This window comes from Nonomuraea sp. NPDC003560 (assembly GCF_042878785.1).
Taxonomy (GTDB): domain Bacteria; phylum Actinomycetota; class Actinomycetes; order Streptosporangiales; family Streptosporangiaceae; genus Nonomuraea.
Map to the genome: position 1 here is coordinate 472,773 of NZ_JBIAOF010000005.1, position 16,945 is coordinate 489,717.

The 16,945-nt window shown below is 70.5% G+C and carries 14 protein-coding genes; 5 read left to right on the forward strand and 9 right to left on the reverse strand.

From position 1 onward, the window contains the following. Positions 1–16: 16 nt before the first annotated feature. The 4 genes from ACFYUV_RS22855 to ACFYUV_RS22870 all read right to left on the reverse strand — a co-directional run bounded on the left by ACFYUV_RS22855 (position 17) and on the right by ACFYUV_RS22870 (position 3,122). Positions 17–1,222 carry a DUF6395 domain-containing protein gene (locus ACFYUV_RS22855; protein WP_387671121.1) on the reverse strand — a complete coding sequence of 402 codons (1,206 nt, stop codon included), beginning with the start codon at positions 1,220–1,222 and terminating at the stop codon, positions 17–19. Then, complete coding sequence (locus ACFYUV_RS22860; RefSeq protein ID WP_352352245.1) at positions 1,213–1,560, reverse strand: hypothetical protein; 348 nt, start codon at positions 1,558–1,560, stop codon at positions 1,213–1,215. Before ACFYUV_RS22860 ends, ACFYUV_RS22855 begins: the two co-directional genes overlap by 10 nt. Before the next feature lie 80 nt (positions 1,561–1,640). Further along, positions 1,641–2,414, reverse strand: coding sequence for an enoyl-CoA hydratase-related protein (locus ACFYUV_RS22865; protein ID WP_352328820.1), 774 nt, complete (start codon positions 2,412–2,414; stop codon positions 1,641–1,643). 27 nt (positions 2,415–2,441) lie between these two features. Next, the gene (locus ACFYUV_RS22870; RefSeq protein ID WP_387671123.1) at positions 2,442–3,122 is read right to left on the reverse strand and encodes an endonuclease; all 681 of its coding nucleotides are present in this window, start codon (positions 3,120–3,122) and stop codon (positions 2,442–2,444) included. A 101-nt stretch (positions 3,123–3,223) separates the two neighbouring features. On the opposite strand from ACFYUV_RS22870, the gene ACFYUV_RS22875 reads away from it, so the two are divergent. After that, a complete protein-coding gene (locus ACFYUV_RS22875) occupies positions 3,224–3,508 on the forward strand; it encodes a Fe-S cluster assembly protein HesB (RefSeq protein WP_352328823.1) in 285 nt (94 codons plus the stop codon). A 57-nt stretch (positions 3,509–3,565) separates the two neighbouring features. On the opposite strand, the gene ACFYUV_RS22880 is transcribed toward ACFYUV_RS22875, so the two are convergent. From ACFYUV_RS22880 to ACFYUV_RS22890, 3 genes are all read right to left on the reverse strand, one after another. Then, entirely contained in the window at positions 3,566–4,624 is a 1,059-nt protein-coding gene (locus ACFYUV_RS22880) for a 3-deoxy-7-phosphoheptulonate synthase (RefSeq protein ID WP_387671125.1), read from the reverse strand. Between the two features lie 249 nt (positions 4,625–4,873). Beyond that, a complete protein-coding gene (locus tag ACFYUV_RS22885; RefSeq protein WP_387671127.1) occupies positions 4,874–5,566 on the reverse strand; it encodes a CBS domain-containing protein in 693 nt (230 codons plus the stop codon). 7 nt (positions 5,567–5,573) lie between these two features. Next, complete coding sequence (locus tag ACFYUV_RS22890) at positions 5,574–5,777, reverse strand: hypothetical protein (protein WP_352322071.1); 204 nt, start codon at positions 5,775–5,777, stop codon at positions 5,574–5,576. A 187-nt stretch (positions 5,778–5,964) separates the two neighbouring features. Between ACFYUV_RS22890 and ACFYUV_RS22895 the strand changes: the two genes are divergently transcribed. Further along, on the forward strand, positions 5,965–7,875 hold the full coding sequence (locus tag ACFYUV_RS22895) for an N-acetylmuramoyl-L-alanine amidase (protein WP_387671128.1): 1,911 nt from the start codon (positions 5,965–5,967) through the stop codon (positions 7,873–7,875). On the opposite strand, the gene ACFYUV_RS22900 is transcribed toward ACFYUV_RS22895, so the two are convergent. After that, a complete protein-coding gene (locus ACFYUV_RS22900; RefSeq protein WP_387671129.1) occupies positions 7,838–8,734 on the reverse strand; it encodes a MurR/RpiR family transcriptional regulator in 897 nt (298 codons plus the stop codon). The two genes, ACFYUV_RS22895 and ACFYUV_RS22900, sit on opposite strands and share 38 nt — an antisense overlap. Before the next feature lie 50 nt (positions 8,735–8,784). Continuing rightward, positions 8,785–11,364: an alpha-glucan family phosphorylase gene (gene glgP, locus ACFYUV_RS22905; protein ID WP_387671131.1), complete on the reverse strand. Its 2,580-nt coding sequence runs from the start codon at positions 11,362–11,364 to the stop codon at positions 8,785–8,787. A 293-nt stretch (positions 11,365–11,657) separates the two neighbouring features. Between glgP and ACFYUV_RS22910 the strand changes: the two genes are divergently transcribed. From ACFYUV_RS22910 to ACFYUV_RS22920, 3 genes are all read left to right on the forward strand, one after another. Beyond that, on the forward strand, positions 11,658–13,760 hold the full coding sequence (locus ACFYUV_RS22910; protein ID WP_387671133.1) for an alpha-1,4-glucan--maltose-1-phosphate maltosyltransferase: 2,103 nt from the start codon (positions 11,658–11,660) through the stop codon (positions 13,758–13,760). A 71-nt stretch (positions 13,761–13,831) separates the two neighbouring features. After that, complete coding sequence (gene treS, locus ACFYUV_RS22915) at positions 13,832–15,532, forward strand: maltose alpha-D-glucosyltransferase (protein ID WP_352322061.1); 1,701 nt, start codon at positions 13,832–13,834, stop codon at positions 15,530–15,532. Positions 15,533–15,535: 3 nt separating this feature from the next. Beyond that, positions 15,536–16,867 carry an aminoglycoside phosphotransferase gene (locus ACFYUV_RS22920; protein WP_387671135.1) on the forward strand — a complete coding sequence of 444 codons (1,332 nt, stop codon included), beginning with the start codon at positions 15,536–15,538 and terminating at the stop codon, positions 16,865–16,867. The last annotated feature ends 78 nt before the right edge of the window (positions 16,868–16,945 follow it).

Here is a 16,945-nt window from a genome sequence, read left to right on the forward strand (position 1 = left end):
TCCGTCCCGCGGACGGTCACGCGCCCCACGTCTCCACCCGCCGTACCTCGGCCTCGGTCATGAGGCCGACCTGGGAGGTCAGGAAGGCGGCCGCCTCCGCCCGCCACGGCTCGGGGATCTCCTCGATCGCCGGCGGGTAGCAGTGGTCGAGCCAGCTCGTGGACTCCTCGGTGGCCTCGAAGTGGTCGAGGGCCTTGGCGAACAGGGACCGTTCGACGCCGGGGATCCGGGCGAGGCCGTACTCGATCATCTCCTGGCCCCCGAAGGGCGGCGGCCGCAGCCACTTGCGGGCCACGGGACGGTCGGCGGTGAGGGGCGTGTCCAGGGGACGGCGCTCGACGGCGGCCTGGATGAGCTCCTTGTACAGGCACTTGCCGCAGGTCCGGCAGGGGCCGTCGGTGCCGCGCAGGCACCAGCGCACCTGGTCCTTGAGCTCGGAGTTCAGGGCCAGCCGCATGGTGACGGCCTCACTCACCCCGCCGACCGGGAGCACGATGTGCACGCCTGCGGCGGCGAACAGCCGGCCCCACGCGCCGTGCGGCGCCCACATGGGGTTGTCAGGCGTGAACCGCAACAAGTAACGGTCACCGCCGAGCCAGCGTGAACCGAGTTCATAGCCGAAGCCCAGGCCACCGAGGTTCATCCGGTCGGCCAGCAGGAGCGCCCCCGCCGCGACGGCGTGGTGCTCCGGATAGCCCGGACGCGGCTCGGCGAGCGTGAACTCCAGGTCGGAGGTGACGGTGGTGAGCTCGCGGCCGGTCCGCTCGGCCAGCTTGGCCAGCACGTCGGAGCGGTAGTGCGGCCACCGGTTGGGCACCCGCGGATGCGGCACCCGCCGGAAGTGCACGAACGGCGCCGACGGATGGATGGCCGCCGCGGCCACGGAGTCCGCGCCGCCGCTGTAGGAGAGGGCGAGCCGGTCCCCGGCCCGGCGCGGCTCGGCCCCGACCGGCCCGGCCTCGATGCCCCACCCGTCGTGCAGGGCCGCGGCCACCTCGGCGGAGACGGCCCGGTCGAACGTGATCCGCCGCCTGGTCCAGGGCGCCACGATCGTCCAGGCGGCCACGGCGAACAGGTCGGGGTGGGCGTCGGCGGGCACGCCGCCGACCGAACAGGAGTTGGTGGCCAGCTTGACGGGATGGTCGTCGGCCGCCCTGCCGGTGATCTCGTCCTCGGGGTCGAGACGGAAGGTCAGCTCGGTGCCGGACCAGGTCACGCGCACGGCCGGCCCCCCTCGGGAACGCGGGCCCGCAGGTCGTCGATGGCCTGCCAGACGAGCACCTCGTTCTGGAGCACGCCGTCGAGGGCCTGCGCGGTCTCCTGCGCCAGCCGGTACGTGTCGTCGACCCTGGCCTTGTCGATCACCGGCCCGGCCGGCGGGCGGGCGTTCCGCAGCCGCTCGACCTCGCCCTGCAAAGTGGCCATCTCCCTGCGCAGGGTCTGGACCTCCCAGAGCGCGTCCCGGATGTCCTGCCGGTGGTCGGCGACGGAGATGTAACGGGAGTCGAACCACGAACGCACGGCTTTACGCAGCCGGGCGGGGACCGGGACGCGCATCATGAAACGCCACCATACTGGCAAACCCGCTTCCCCTTGGACGGCCTACTCCAAAGGGTCGCATTCGTATGGCGGCCGGGCGGTCACCGTCCGGTGAACTTGGCCTTGGCCTTCTCCGCGAAGGCCCGCATGCCGATCCTGGCGTCGTCGGTGGCGAACAGGCCGGAGAAGTGCAGGCGCTCGATCTCCAGGCCGGAGTCGAGGTCGACCTCGGCGCCCTGGTCGACGGCCTGCTTGGCGGCGCGCAGCGCCACGGCCGGGCCGCCGACGAACGTGGCCGCCCACTCCAGGGCCGCCGTGTAGACCTGCTCGTCCGGCACCACCCGGTCGACCAGCCCGATGGCCAGGGCCTCGGCGGCGGGGACGTGCCGGCCGGTGAAGATCAGATCCTTGGCGCGGGACGGGCCGACGAGCCGGGGCAGGCGCTGCGTGCCGCCCGCGCCCGGGATGAGCCCGAGCAGGATCTCCGGCTGGCCGAGCCGGGCCGACTCGCCGGCCACCCGGAAGTCGGCGCACAGGGCCAGCTCGCAGCCGCCGCCCAGGGCGTAGCCGGTGACGGCGGCGATGACCGGCTTGCCGATGCGGGCCACCGTGGTGAAGCACGCCTGGAGCGTGCGGGAGTGGGCGGACATGTCGGCATAGGACATGTCGGCCATCTCCTTGACGTCCACGCCGGCGGCGAAGACCCGCTCGCCGCCGTAGAGGATCACCGCCTGCACCTGGTCGTCGGCATCGACCTGAAGCGCCGCCTCGACGAGCTCCCGCTGCGTCTGAACGTCGATCGCGTTCATCTTCGGACGGTCAAGACGGATCGTGGCGATCTGGTCGGCCACCTCGACGCTCACAAACTCACCCATGAGCCGAACCTAACAGAGCGTCCCCCCTCACCCCGCTGCGGCCGACCTCACCTCGTCGGCGGCCTTCTTGCTGGTCGACACGCGGACCAGCGCCGCCGACAGGCGAGCCAGCTCGTCGCCGGAGCCGGCCAGGCGGGCCAGGCCGCGCTCCTGGCGGGGCAGGCCGAGCCGGGCCGCGCCGTCCAGGACCCGGCCGTCCAGGTGCGGCGCGACCTGCGGCCACACGCCCTGGACCTCGCGCAGGAAGATGTCGGCGCCGGTCGGGCCGATGCCGGGGAACTCCCGCAACAGCTCGCCGATGCGCACAGGGTTGCCCCCTGCCTCGTCGCGCAACCTGCGCAGGTCGCCCTTCCACCGGTCGAGCAGCAGCTCGGCGCCCCTGCCGAGCATTGTCGAGGTGCGTTCGTCGTAACGCCGGTAGTGGCCGCGGCCGAGGGCGTCCACGCGGTCCTGCCAGCTCGCCCGCGCCATGTCCCGCGGCGTGCGGTACCCGGCGGCGAACAGCTCGCGCGCCGCCGCCACCGCCACCCCGGACGAGATGCGCGCGCTGAGCAGCGTGGCCAGCACGAGGAGCTGGTACAGCGGCCGCGGCCGGTCGGCGAGCCGGATGCCCGCCTCCGCGGCGAACGTCTGGCCGCACTGTTCGAGCAGGGCGTCCAGCACGCCCTTGTCCTTGTCGGCGTCCTTGTCGGCGTCCTTGTCAGCCATGACGCTCCGCTACCCCCATGGCGGGCGCTCATCCCGGCCCGGCGCGTTTGCCGCCCTGGTCGCGGGGGAGGCGGGGGGTCTCCAGCGAGAAGGAGCGCATCGTGCTGACTCTGACTGACAACGCTGTGGTCGCGATCCGTGACCTGATGGTCGGCGAGGACGTGCCCGCGCACGCCGGCCTGCGGATCGCCGCCAAGCCGGACGAGGCGGGCGCCTTGGAGGTGTCGCTGGCGAGCACGCCGTACGCCGGGGACCAGGTCATCGAGCAGGGGGACGTGCGCGTCTTCGTGGCCGAGGACGCCGCGCCCATCCTCGACGACAAGTCGCTGGACGCCCAGCCGGGCACGCCGGGGCATCCGACGTTCCGGCTGGACCGCCGGACCTGACCGGCCCCGCCGGGCCTCCGGCGGCCCGCCCGCCACCTCGGGGCCGCCGGGAGGCCGTCAGCCGGCGGCGCGGCCGGCGCGCACGGCGTCGGCCAGCTCGGCCAGCAGGCGCTCGGTCTCCTCCCAGCCCACGCAGGCGTCGGTGATGCTCTGCCCGTACGTCAGGCCCTCGGCCGGGCCGGGCTCCTGCCGTCCCGGCACCAGGAAGCTCTCCACCATCAGCCCCGCGATGCCCTTCTCCCCCGCCGCCAGGCGGCCGGCCACCTCGCGCACCACGGCCGCCTGCCGTACGTGGTCCTTGCCGCTGTTGCCGTGGCTGGCGTCGATGATCAGCCGCTCCGGCAGCCCGGCCTTGGCCAGCAGCGCGAGGGCGTCGCCGATGGACTGGGGGTCGTAGTTGGGGCCGGTGCGCCCGCCGCGCAGGATGACGTGGCAGTCGGGGTTGCCGGTGGTCGAGACGACCGCGGCCCGGCCCTCGTCGTCGATGCCGAAGAACACCTGCGGGTGCGCGGCGGCCTTCACGCCGTCGATGGCCACCTGCACGTCGCCGTCGGTGGCGTTCTTGAAGCCGACCGGCATGGACAGGCCGGAGGTGAGCTGGCGGTGCACCTGGCTCTCGGGCGTGCGCGCGCCGATCGCGCCCCAGGTGACGGCGTCGGCGATGTACTGCGGGCTGGTGGGCTCAAGGAACTCGCAGCCCACCGGCAGCCCGGTGTCGAGCACGTCGAGCAGCACCGTCCTGGCCAGGCGCAGCCCGCGCTGGACGTCGTGGCCGCCGTCGATGTCCGGGTCGTTGATCAGGCCCTTCCAGCCGATGGTGGTACGCGGCTTCTCGAAGTACACCCGCATGACCACGCACAGGGCGTCGCCGAGGTCGCGGGTGGCGGCGGCCAGGCGGCGGGCGTAGTCGAGCGCGGCCTCCGGGTCGTGCACCGAGCACGGGCCGACGATGAGCAGCAGGCGGTCGTCGTCGCCGGCGAGCACGTCGCGCACGGCGTTCCTGCTCGCCGCCACCAGGGCCTCGCGCTCCGGGCCGAGCGGCTGTTCACCGATGAGCTCGCGGGGCGTGGGCAGGGGTTCGAACGAGGTGATGCGCAGGTCGCTGGTCGTGGTCATGGGCTGGTCCTCCGCTTTCGATGGAAGTTCGAAGGCGGTACGGCCCACATCCGTGGCCCCCGGAGCCGTCCGCCTGAACGACGAAAGGCAGAGACGGGACGTCTCTGCCTTTGGGCTCCGGGTGATCAGTAAGTCAGCGCATGTGACCTTCGGCTCCACCCGGAGCCGCCACATAGCGCCAAAATCGGCTGATCACTGACATGCTGTTGACGCTAGCAGACGCCGGGTGACGGCTCCAAATCCCGTCCGCTATCCGAGATCGGATTCCCAGCCGGGTTCGCGCAGGTCGCCGAGCCCGTAGAGGCCGACCAGGGTGCCGTCGGCACGGGTGACGACGACATGGTCGACGTTCGCGCCCTCCATGCGGGTGGCCAGGGCGTCGAGCTGCTCGCTGGGCCGTACGGTGGTGACGCCGGTGTTCATCGCGGCCTCGGCGGTGCCGGTCAGGTCGGCGCCCTTGAGCTCGCGCGACCCGATGACGCCCTGCACCACCTCGTCCCGGTCCACCACGACCGCGAGGCCGGCCGGATCGGCGACGATGCGCTCGCTGAGCTCCTCCAGCGGGTCCTCCAGGTCGGCCGTGACCGGGTCGCGCCGGGCGCCGGAGCCCACCAGGACGGCCTCCCCCTCGTACGGCAGGTCGGCCGACAACCAGTCCATCTTGCCCAGGCCGTAGTCGTGCACGTCGGCGAAGCCCAGCCGGGCCAGCCGGTGGGCGGCGCGCGGGCTCAGGTCGCAGAGCCAGTCGTGGCAGTAGACGACGACCGGACGCGACCGGTCCAGCAGGTCGTCGGCCAGCCGGTCGAGCGAGCCGAGCGGCAGGTGCGCGGCGCCGGGCAGGTGCGCCCAGGCGTACTCGCGCTCGGGCAGCACCTCGGCGAGCTGGGCGTCGCGCGTCGCGAGCAGGTCCTGGACGCCGACGCGGTCGATGATGCCGATCATCAGGGCCTCAGCGCTCCCCCCGGCGGGGCCGTTCGGACTTGGGTCCTTCGGCGCGGTCGCCGCCCACCTTGCGCGGGCTCTTGTCCGGGTCCGACTGGAGTTTCCTGGCCACGCGCTTCTTGAGCTCCTGCTCGCTCATCCCCTGCCGGTCCAGTTGCTTGCGCAGCCGGCGGCGCTCGTTGTCGTAGGAGTGACTTCCGGGTCGAGGCATGACAACTCCCCCTCTCCTCCGAGGCCCGCCTACCCAGCCCGTCACCTGCTAGTCCTCGGGAACGGGCCGCGGGAGCCGGTCCGGCGGCCCGTTAAGGGATGAAAAATATCTTCGCAAAGTTCTCGCCAGAGAAGGAAAATGTTGAGACGCTGAACGCGCACCACGCCCCCCAGTCAAGGAGCGGTTCATGCGCAGAGCGCTGGCGATCGCCGTCGTCGCCTTGTTGCCCTTAACCCACGTGCCCTCGGCCAACGCCGAAGAGCCCGCCGACCGGCAGCAGGCGTTCGCCGCGGCGGCCGACGAGTTCAAGGTCCCCCAGAGCGTGCTGCTCGGCGTCTCGTACCTGGAGTCGCGCTGGGACGCCCACGCGGGCCAGCCGTCGAGCGACGCCGGGTTCGGCCCGATGCACCTGACCGACGCGGCCGCGTACACCGGCTCGAACCACCACGGAGAGGGCGAGGAGGACGCCCGCGGCGACGAGACCAGGCCGCTCGCGCCCACGGCGACGCCCGCCCCGGCGGAGATCCCCGCCTCGCTGCGCACGATGGAACGCGCCGCGCAGCTCACCGGCGAGAGCCACGAGCGGCTGCGCACCGACGACGCGGCCAACATCCGCGGCGGCGCGGCGCTGCTCGCCGACTACCAGAAGAGCCTCGGCGCGCCCCTGAGCGCCAACCCCGGCGAATGGTACGGAGCCGTCGCCAAGTACTCCGGCGCCGACGAGGCCGACGCGGCCAAGTTCTTCGCCGACGAGGTCTACGCCACCATCCAGGAGGGCGCCGAGCGCACCACGGACGACGGGCAGAAGGTCACCCTGCCCAAGGTCCCGGACCTGGAGAAGATCGAGAAGTGGCTGGAGAAGCTCGGCCTGCGGCCCGCGCGGCGCGACGGCGTCGAGTGCCCGGCCTCGATCTCCTGCGAGTGGATCCCCTCGGCCTACCAGGAGCTCCCGCCGGACGACTACGGCCACTACGACCTGGCCAACCGGCCGGTCAGCCAGAAGGTCGACTACATCATCATCCACGACATGGAGGGCTACTTCCTCCCGTCGATCAAGCTCAACCAGGACCCGAACTACGGCGCGAGCTGGCACTACTCGGTCCGTTCCAGTGACGGGCACATCGCCCAGCACATCAAGACCAAGGACGTCGGCTGGCAGGCCGGCAACTGGTACATCAACGCCAAGTCCATCGGCATCGAGCACGAAGGCTTCCTGGCCGAGGGCAGCACCTGGTACACCGAGGCGATGTACCGCTCGTCGGCCCGGCTCGTCCGCTACCTGGCGCTCAAGCACGGCGTGCCGCTCGACCGCGCCCACATCCTGGGCCACGACAACGTCCCCGGCACGATCCCGAGCACGGTCCGCGGCATGCACGAGGACCCGGGGCCGTTCTGGGACTGGGCGCACTACTTCCAGCTCATGGGCGCGCCGCTGCACCAGTTCGGCGGGCCGCAGGCCGGCTCGGTCATGATCAAGCCGGACTTCGCCACCAACAAGCCCTACTTCTACGGCTGCGACCGCAAGAACCCCGAGGCGGCCTGCCCGCCGCTCAGCGCCGGCACCGTGTGGCTGCGCACCGAGCCGCGCGACGACGCCCCGCTGATCAAGGACATCGGCAAGCACCCGACCGGCGGCTCGCTCTACAGCGTGTACGACCACAGCGCCAGGGCCAGCACCGGCCAGCGCTTCGCCGTCGCCGACCGCCAGGGCGACTGGACGGCGATCTGGTACCTCGGCCAGAAGGCGTGGTTCCACAACCCGGCGAGCGCCCCGACCGCGATCCCGTCGATGGGGCTCGTCGTCACGCCGAAGCCGGGCAGGGCGACCGTGCCGGTGTTCGGGCGGGCGTACCCGGAGCAGGAGGCGTACCCGGCCGGCATTCCGTACCAGGCGGTGACGCCGCTGCAGTACACGTTCTCGGCGGGCGAGAAGTACACGCTGGCCGGGCCGGCCGCCACCGAGTACTACCGGGCGGTCACGTTCGACCTGGCCGACCACACGGTGGTCAGAGGCAAGACGAAGTACCTGGAGATCCAGTTCGGGCACCGCGTGATGTACGTCAAGGCTGACGACGTGCAGGTGTCGTTCTCCGGGTGAACTCCTTGACGGCGCGCCTGGTGCTCGCGAGCGCCTCCTGAGAGGAGTCGAACGTGCGCTGGGCGACGCCGACGAACACGCAGTCGACGACGAGGAGCTGGCTGATCCTGCTGGCCAGGGCGCCGGGACGGAACTCCGTCTCGCGCCCGGCCGAGATCAGCACGTGCTCGGCCAGCTCCGCGATCGTCGAGCGCGGGTTGTTGGTGACGGCCACCGTGGTGGCCCCCGCCTCGCCTGCCCGGCGCAGCGGCTCGATCACGTCGGGGGTCTCCCCCGAGGTGCTGATGCCGATCGCCACGTCGCCCGCCTTCAGCAGGACGGCGCTGGTCAGGGCCAGGTGGGCGTCCTGGAAGGCATGGCTGGACAGGCCGATGCGCAGCAGCTTCTGGGCGACGTCCTCGGCGACTAATCCCGAGGCGCCCACGCCGTAGGCGTCGATGCGCCTGGCCCCCACGATCGCGTCGACGACCAGGCCCAGGCGCTCGCTGGTGAGCTGGGCGACGGTGTCGTTGATGGCCTCCGACTCGGCCCTGGCCACCTTCTGGATGACCTCCGACAGCGGGCCGTCGGGCGCCAGGTCGCCGGGCACGAGCCGGTCGGGCTGCGCGGCCGCCGCCGCCAGAGCCAGCCTGAGCTGGGGATATCCGGCGAAGCCGAGCAGCCGCGCGGTGCGCACGATGGTCGCCTCGCTGGTGCCGGAGGCGGCCGACAGCTCCGTGATGGTGCTGCGCGCGACCGTCGCCGGATCCTCCAGGATGAGCCGGGCGACGGTCTGCGCGGCAGGCGTCAGGGACGGCAGGACACCGCGGACCGTGGCCACCAGATTGTCAGCCCGCAGGCCGTTCCCGCTGTCGTCCACGGTCCTGATTATGCACCGCCCGACCACCGGGCCGACCTCGTCCGGATATATCAGCGCAAGGTACCGTTCGTCATTCCCACCGGCTCCTCCGGGACGGCGATCAGCCCCAGTTCCGCCGGAGTGGCAGCGAACGGGTGATGCGGGACAACCCGGACGGTGTACCCGAAGGCCCCCGTACGGTCGAGCGGCACCCGGCCCGTGAAGTGGGCGTGGCCGTCGTCCTCCAGCGACTCCAGGGCCAGCCGCGCGTACCGGGGCCGGACCAGCTCGTCGTGCGGCCCGACCTTGCCGTACGCGGCCTCGACCAGCACGTCTCCCGGCTCCAGGTCGCCGAGCGCGATCGTGGCCCGCAGCTCGACCGAGGCGCCCACCTCCGGGGCGTCGCCCACGCCGGACGCCTCGACGTGCTCGACCCGCACGCCCGGCCAGGCCCGCGTGACGCGCACCCGCCAGGCCGCGAACGCCCTGGCCGCGGCGTAGTTGTCGGCCGACAGCGCGCGGGCCGACTTGGCGGCCGGGGTGTAGAGGTCGACGACGTAGTCGCGGAGCATGCGTCCGGCCAGCACCTTGGGCCCGAGCGAGGCCAGGGTGTGCTTGACCATCTCCATCCACCTGCGCGGCAGCTCGTCGAACGGCCGGTCGTAGAAGCGGTCGGACACCTCGTGCTCGATCAGGTCGTACAGGGCGCCGGCCTCCAGCTCGTCGCGCCGGTCGGGGTCGCTGACGCCGTCGGCGGTGGGGATGGCCCAGCCGTTGGTGCCGTCGTACCACTCGTCCCACCAGCCGTCGCGGATCGACAGGTTGAGGCCGCCGTTCAGCGCCGACTTCATGCCCGAGGTGCCGGACGCCTCCAGCGGCCGCAGCGGGTTGTTCAGCCACACGTCGCAGCCCTGGACCATGAGCTGGCCGAGCGTCATGTCGTAGTCGGGCAGGAAGACGATGCGATGGCGCACGTTGTGCTGGTCGGCGAACTTGACGATCTGCTGGATCAGCTTCTTGCCGCCCTCGTCGGCCGGATGCGCCTTGCCGGCGATCACGATCTGCACCGGCTTGTCCGGGTCGAGCAGCAGCCGGGCCAGCCGCCTGGGATCGCGCAGCATGAGCGTGAGCCGCTTGTACGACGGCACCCGCCGGGCGAAGCCGATCGTCAGCACGTCGGGGTCGAGCGCCTCGTCGATCCAGCCCAGCTCGGCCACCGACGCGCCGCGCTCGCGCCACGACCTGCGCAGCCGCTCGCGCGCGCCCTCGACCAGCCGCCTGCGCAGCTTGCCGCGGATCTCCCAGATCTCCCGGTCGGAGATCTTCTGGATGCCCTCCCAGCCGCGGGCTCGCTCGATCAGCGAGGGCAGCTCGCGGCCCGCCAGCTCCATGAACTCGCGCCCGACCCACGTGGGCGCGTGCACGCCGTTGGTGATCGAGCCGATCGGCACCTCGTCGAGGTCGAAGCCGGGCCACAGGTCCTTGAACATCTCCCGGCTGACCGCGCCGTGCAGCTCGGAGACGCCGTTGACGCGCTGGGCCAGGCGCATGCCCATGACGGCCATGTTGAAGCGGCCGGGCTCGGCCTCGGCGCCCAGGGCCAGGATGCGCTCGACGGGCACGGTCGGCCAGGCGGAGTCGCCGCCGAAGTGGCGTTCGATCAGGTCGCAGGGGAAACGGTCGATGCCGGCGGGCACCGGCGTGTGCGTGGTGAACACCGTGCCGGCGCGGACGGCCTCCAGGGCCTCGTCGAACGACATGCGCGACTCGGTCAGCTCCCGGATGCGCTCCAGGCCGAGGAAGCCGGCGTGGCCCTCGTTGGTGTGGAAGACCTCGGGCTCGGCGTGGCCGGTGATGCGGCAGTAGGCCCTGATGGCGCGTACGCCGCCCACGCCCAGCAGCAGCTCCTGCATGAGCCGGTGGTCGGTGCCGCCGCCATAGAGGCGGTCGGTGACGTCGCGGGCGGCGGTGTCGTTGTCGGCCACGTCGGAGTCGAGCAGCAGCAGCGGCACCCGGCCCACCTGCGCCACCCAGACCTGGGCGTGCAGGACGCGGCCCTCGGGCAGGCCGAGACGGATCTTGACGGGTTCGTCGCCGTCCTTCAGCAGGGTCAGCGGCAGCCCGCCGGCGTCGAGCGCCGGATAGTGCTCAAGCTGCCAGCCCTCCGGCGACAGGGACTGGGTGAAGTAGCCGTGGCGATAGAGCAGGCCGACCGCGAGGATCGGCACGCCCAGGTCGCTGGCCGCCTTGAGGTGGTCGCCGGCGAGGATGCCGAGACCGCCTGAGTACTGGGGCATCGCGGCGGCGATGCCGTACTCGGGGGAGAAGTAGGCGATGGCGCGTGCGACGTCGGGCAGCGTCTGGTACCAGCGCGGCGATGTCATGTATTCGCGCAGGTCGTCAGCTGCGTCGGCCAGGCGGCGGAGGAAACGGCGGTCGGCGGCCAGCTCGTTGAGCCGGGCCGGTGTGACGGCGCCGAGCAGGGCCACGGGATCGTGCCCGACCTGTTCCCACAGGGCCGCGTCGACCTCGGCGAAGAGGTCGAGCGTCTCCGGGTGCCAGGACCAGCGGAGATTGTGCACGAGCTCGCCCAGGGCGACCAGCTCCGTGGGCAGGACGGTGCGGACGGTAAACCGGCGGATAGCTCTCACGTTTCTGCACCCTACGGGCTAGGAGGGACCTCTCAGTCCTTCACCCCCAAGAAGCCCCTTCAAACCCCAGCCCGGAACAAGCATGAAGCCGGACGATTGGGGCAACTTTCCTCTTTGTTGGCTCTCCCGGGAACACACTCGGGAGGTCTATCCGCTGCTGTCCAGTATTTACGTGCAAGGATCGTTACTGCCGGGGTAGGCCGTATCCAGCGGTCCCACGCGGTTGCGAAATCTTGCACATACGGAAAGCCTCCGGCGGCGCCGAGCGCGCCGTCGCAAACCCTGCGAATGCGATGATCGGACGAATTCCCATCACGGACATCTCCCCCGTCGTCGACTGCGGGCAGTGGCCCGCCAAGGCGGTCGCCGGCGAGACCTTCCAGGTCTCGGCGACCGTCTTCCGAGAGGGCCACGACGCCGTGGCCGCGGGCGTGGTGCTCACCTCGCCCGACGGACAGCGTGGCCGCCTGAAACCCATGCGCGAGCTGGCCCCCGGCACCGACCGCTGGGGCGTCGACGTGTGCCTGCCGGCCGAGGGCGACTGGATGTTCCGCGTGGAGGCGTGGAGCGATCCGATCGCGACCTGGCTGCACGACGCCGAGATCAAGATCCCGCGTGGGCTCGACACCGACCTCATGTGCGAGGAGGGGGCCCGGCTGTTCGAGCGGGCCGCCAAGGCCGTCCGCACGGCCGAGTGCCCCGCGCCCGGCGGCCAGGGCGGCCCCGGCAACGGGCACTCCAGGAACGGCACGGGCAACAGCAAGGGCAACGGCAACGGCGACAGCGCGTGCGGGCACCGGGCGGCGCTGCTGTCGGTGTCGGCCACGCTGCGGGACGAGGATCTCGACCCGCGCGCCCGGCTGTCCATCGCCCAGCTCCCCGAGACGGCCGCGCTGCTGGCGGCGCATCCGTTCCGCGAGCTGGTGACCAGGGCCAAGCCGTACAAGGTCAGGGTCGACCGGCGCAGGGCGCTTTACGGCTCCTGGTACGAGTTCTTCCCCAGGTCCGAGGGCGCGGTCGTCACCGAGTCCGGCGTCTCCAGGTCGGGCACCTTCGAGACCGCGGCCAAGCGGCTGCCCGCCATCGCCAAGATGGGCTTCGACGTCGTCTACCTGCCGCCGATCCATCCCATCGGCCAGACCTTCCGCAAGGGCCGCAACAACACGCTGAGCCCGGAGCCCGACGAGCCCGGCTCGCCGTGGGCCATCGGCTCGGAGGACGGCGGCCACGACGCCGTCCATCCCGATCTGGGCACCCTTGAGGACTTCGACGAGTTCGTCAGCCGCACCCGCGCCCTGGGCATGGAGGTCGCGCTCGACTTCGCCCTGCAGTGCTCCCCCGACCACCCGTGGGTCAAGGAGCACCCGGAGTGGTTCACCATCCGGGCGGACGGCACGATCGCCTACGCCGAGAACCCGCCGAAGAAGTACCAGGACATCTACCCGATCAACTTCGACAGGGACCCCGAGGGCATCTTCGCCGAGGTCCGGCGGGTGCTGCGGCACTGGATGGACCACGGCGTGCGGATCTTCCGGGTGGACAACCCGCACACCAAGCCGGTGGCGTTCTGGGAGCGCCTGCTGGCCGACATCCACGCGACCGACCCGGACGTGGTGTTCCTGGCCGAGGCGTTCACCCGGCCCGCGATGCTCCAAACGCTCGCCAAGGCCGGGTTCCACCAGTCGTACACGTATTACACGTGGAAGAACTCCAAGTTCGACGTGGAGACCTACCTCTCCGAGCTCGCGCACGAGACGTCCGCGTTCCTGCGGCCGAACCTGTTCGTCAACACCCCGGACATCCTGCACGAGTACCTGCAGCACGGCGGCGTGCCGGCGTTCCGGATCAGGGCCGTGCTGGCCGCTCTCACGTCGCCGACCTGGGGGGTGTACTCCGGGTACGAGCTCGCCGAGAACGTTCCGGTGCGCCCAGGTAGTGAGGAATACCTTGATAGTGAGAAATATCAGTACAAGCCACGCGACTGGGCGGCAGCCGAACGCGAAGGAAGGACCCTCGCCCCGCTCATCACCCATCTGAATTTGTTCCGAAGAGCGCATCCGGCGCTGCAGGAATTGCGTAACCTACGGTTCCACAGGGTCGACCATCCGGACATCGTCTGCTTCTCCAAACGGCTTCCGGGCGCCTATGACACGGCCACACGAAGGCACGGGCTGGGCGACGTCGTTCTGGCGGTTGTCAATCTGGATCCTCACCACACCCACGAGGCGACGGTAGATCTCGACCTGCCCGCCATCGGTCTCGACTGGAACGCCGAGTTCGTCGTGGACGACGAGCTGTCGGGCGAGTCCTACCGCTGGAGGCAGAGCAACTATGTGCGTCTCGACCCTCACATCCAGCCTGCCCACATTCTCACCGTACGAGCCGCGCCACGGTAGAACAGAATTCAGCGGGGAGTCTTCAACGTGTGTGAAAGCGCCCTCCTCATGAGCCCCCTCTGGGGGAGCCCATGAGCTCCACACCCATTCCCAACACCTTCGACGAGGAGAAGCCGCGCGATCCTTACTGGTACAAGCGCGCCGTCTTCTACGAGGTTCTGATCAGGGGATTCGCCGACTCCAACGGCGACGGGACCGGGGACATCAAAGGTCTGATCAGCAAGCTCGACTACCTGCAGTGGCTGGGCGTCGACTGCCTCTGGCTGCTGCCCCTGTACGAGTCGCCGCTGCGTGACGGCGGCTACGACATCGCCGACTTCATGAAGATCCTGCCCGAGTTCGGGGATCTGGGAGACTTCGTGAAGCTGGTCGACGAGGCGCACAAACGCGGCATGCGGGTGATCGCCGACCTCGTCATGAACCACACCAGCGACGCCCATCCCTGGTTCCAGGCCTCCAGGCACGACCCGGAAGGCCCGTTCGGCGACTTCTACGTCTGGTCGGACACCGATGAGAAGTACCAGGACGCCCGGATCATCTTCATCGACACCGAGACGTCCAACTGGACCTACGACCCGGTGCGCGGCCAGTACTACTGGCACCGCTTCTTCCATCACCAGCCCGATCTCAACTACGAGAACCCGGACGTGCAGGAGGCCATGCTGGAGGTGCTGCGGTTCTGGCTGGACCTCGGCATCGACGGCTTCCGCCTGGACGCGGTGCCCTACCTCTTCGAGGAGGAGGGGACCAACTGCGAGAACCTGCCCAGGACGCACGAATACCTCAAGAGCATCAGGCGAGAGGTCGACCGGCTCTTCCCGGACCGGGTGCTGCTCGCCGAGGCGAATCAGTGGCCTTCGGACGTGGTGGAATATTTCGGCGATCCGGTAGGCGGCGGGGACGAATGCCACATGGCCTTCCATTTCCCGCTCATGCCCCGCATTTTCATGGCGGTCCGCCGAGAGTCCCGCTACCCAATTTCCGAAATTTTGGCACAAACGCCGAAAATTCCGGAACATTGCCAGTGGGGGATTTTTCTGCGGAACCATGATGAGCTGACGCTCGAAATGGTGACCGACGAAGAACGCGACTACATGTACACGGAGTACGCCAAAGATCCGCGCATGCGGGCGAATGTCGGCATCCGCCGGCGGCTGGCTCCCCTGCTGGAGAACGACCGCAACCAGATCGAGCTGTTCACCGCGCTGCTCCTGTCGCTGCCGGGCTCTCCCGTGCTCTACTACGGCGACGAGATCGGCATGGGCGACAACATCTGGCTCGGCGACCGCGACGGCGTCCGTACCCCGATGCAGTGGGACCCCGACCGCAACGCCGGGTTCTCCGACTGCGACCCCGGGCGGCTCTACCTGCCCGTGATCATGGACCCGATCTACGGCTACCAGGCGATCAACGTCGAGGCCCACCAGAAGAACGCGGGCTCGCTGCTCCACTGGACCAAGCGGATGATCGAGATCCGCAAACGTCACCCCGTCTTCGGGCTCGGCGAGTTCGCCGAGCTCAACTCCTCCAACCCCAGCGTGCTCGCGTTCGTCCGGGAGCTGGGCGACGACCGGATGTTGTGCGTCAACAACCTGTCGCGCTTCCCGCAACCGGTCGAGCTTGACCTGCGCAGATTCGTCGGCGTCTCCCCCGTGGAAACCATGGGAGGGGTCCCATTCCCGGCAATTGGCGAACTACCGTATCTTTTGACGCTTCCCGGGCATGGGTTCTATTGGTTCACACTCCCACCGGCACACACCCAGGAGGAGTAGGGCGTGATAGAGGAGCTCCTTGCCGCATGGATCGGCCGCCAACGATGGTTCGGCGGCAAGGGGCGCCCGATCGACGATCTGTCGATCGAGTCGGACGTCCTGCTGAGGCCAGGGCTCCGGCACCTGATCGTGGCCGTCTGGCAGGAGGGCGCGCGGGACCGGTACCAGATCTTCCTGGGCGAGCGGCACGACCTGCCCGACCGGCTCAACCACGCCCTCGTCGGCAGCCTCGGCGACGCCTACTTCTATGACGCCGTCCATGACGCCGACGCCATGAGCTGGCTGCTGGAGGGCATGGCGGGCGACGAGACCCGCAGCGGGCTGCGCATGCGGCACGCGCCCGGCGTCGTCATCGACACCTCCCAGCGCAGCCTGGTGCTGGGGGCCGAGCAGTCGAACACCTCGCTCGTGTACGGCGACTCCTACATCTGCAAGCTGTTCCGCCGGCTCGTCCCTGGCGTCAATCCGGAGCTGGAGATCATCAGCGCCCTGGCCGTCCGGAGCGCGCCGAACATCGCCCAGCCGTACGGGTGGATCGAGGCCGACGTGGACGGCACGGACACCACGCTCGCCTTCATGCAGGAGTACCTGTCCAACGCCAACGACGGCTGGGACCTCGCGCTGACCAGCGTCCGCGACCTGTACGCCTCGCTGCCGGGGGTCACCGCCGCCGAGGCGGGCGGCGACTTCGCGGCCGAGTCCGTACGGCTGGGCGTCGCCACCGCCCGCGTCCACCAGGAGCTGGCCGCGGCGTTCCCCACGGACCTGGTCGAGATTCCCGAGGTCAAACGCATGGCCGAGGGGTTCCGGCGACAGCTCGGACGGGCCATGGCCGAGGTGCCCGAGCTGCGGCGGCACGTGGCGGCCCTGGAGGACGCCTACCACCAGGTGGAACTGCTCACCAGGGAAGTGCCCGTGCAGCGTGTTCACGGGGATTACCACCTGGGCCAGGTGATGCGCACGCCCACCGACTGGGTGGTGCTCGACTTCGAGGGCGAGCCGGGGCAACCGCTGGCCGAGCGCCGGGCGCTGTCGTCGCCGCTGCGGGACGTGGCCGGGATGCTGCGCTCGTTCGACTACGCGGCCAGGCACCTGCTGGCCGACCACCCGCAGGCCGCCGAGCTCCAGCCCCGGGCCGAGGCCTGGGCCGACCGCAACCGCACCGCCTTCCTGGACGGCTACCGCGAGGGCGGCGGCATGATCACGGTCGGGGACGCGGCGCTGCTGCGGGCGTTCGAGCTGTCCAAGGCGGTGTACGAGGTGGTCTACGAGGCCCGCAACCGCCCGTCGTGGGTCTCCATCCCGCTGGCCGCCTTCCACCCCCGCCCCGCCTGACCGGCGGACCCCGCCGCGCCTGACCGGCGGAACCGGCCCCCGCCGGACCGGCCGGGCCCGCCGCGGGCGGCCCGGGGC

Coding starts and splice junctions, on each gene's coding strand:
- ACFYUV_RS22865 (WP_352328820.1), bottom strand. CDS start 2,414: ATGGGTGAGTTTGTGAGCGTCGAGGTGGCCGACCAGATCGCCACGATC.
- ACFYUV_RS22885 (WP_387671127.1), bottom strand. CDS start 5,566: ATGATCGGCATCATCGACCGCGTCGGCGTCCAGGACCTGCTCGCGACG.
- ACFYUV_RS22870 (WP_387671123.1), bottom strand. CDS start 3,122: ATGGCTGACAAGGACGCCGACAAGGACGCCGACAAGGACAAGGGCGTG.
- ACFYUV_RS22895 (WP_387671128.1), top strand. CDS start 5,965: ATGCGCAGAGCGCTGGCGATCGCCGTCGTCGCCTTGTTGCCCTTAACC.
- ACFYUV_RS22880 (WP_387671125.1), bottom strand. CDS start 4,624: ATGACCACGACCAGCGACCTGCGCATCACCTCGTTCGAACCCCTGCCC.
- ACFYUV_RS22860 (WP_352352245.1), bottom strand. CDS start 1,560: ATGATGCGCGTCCCGGTCCCCGCCCGGCTGCGTAAAGCCGTGCGTTCG.
- ACFYUV_RS22890 (WP_352322071.1), bottom strand. CDS start 5,777: ATGCCTCGACCCGGAAGTCACTCCTACGACAACGAGCGCCGCCGGCTG.
- ACFYUV_RS22910 (WP_387671133.1), top strand. CDS start 11,658: ATGATCGGACGAATTCCCATCACGGACATCTCCCCCGTCGTCGACTGC.
- treS (WP_352322061.1), top strand. CDS start 13,832: ATGAGCTCCACACCCATTCCCAACACCTTCGACGAGGAGAAGCCGCGC.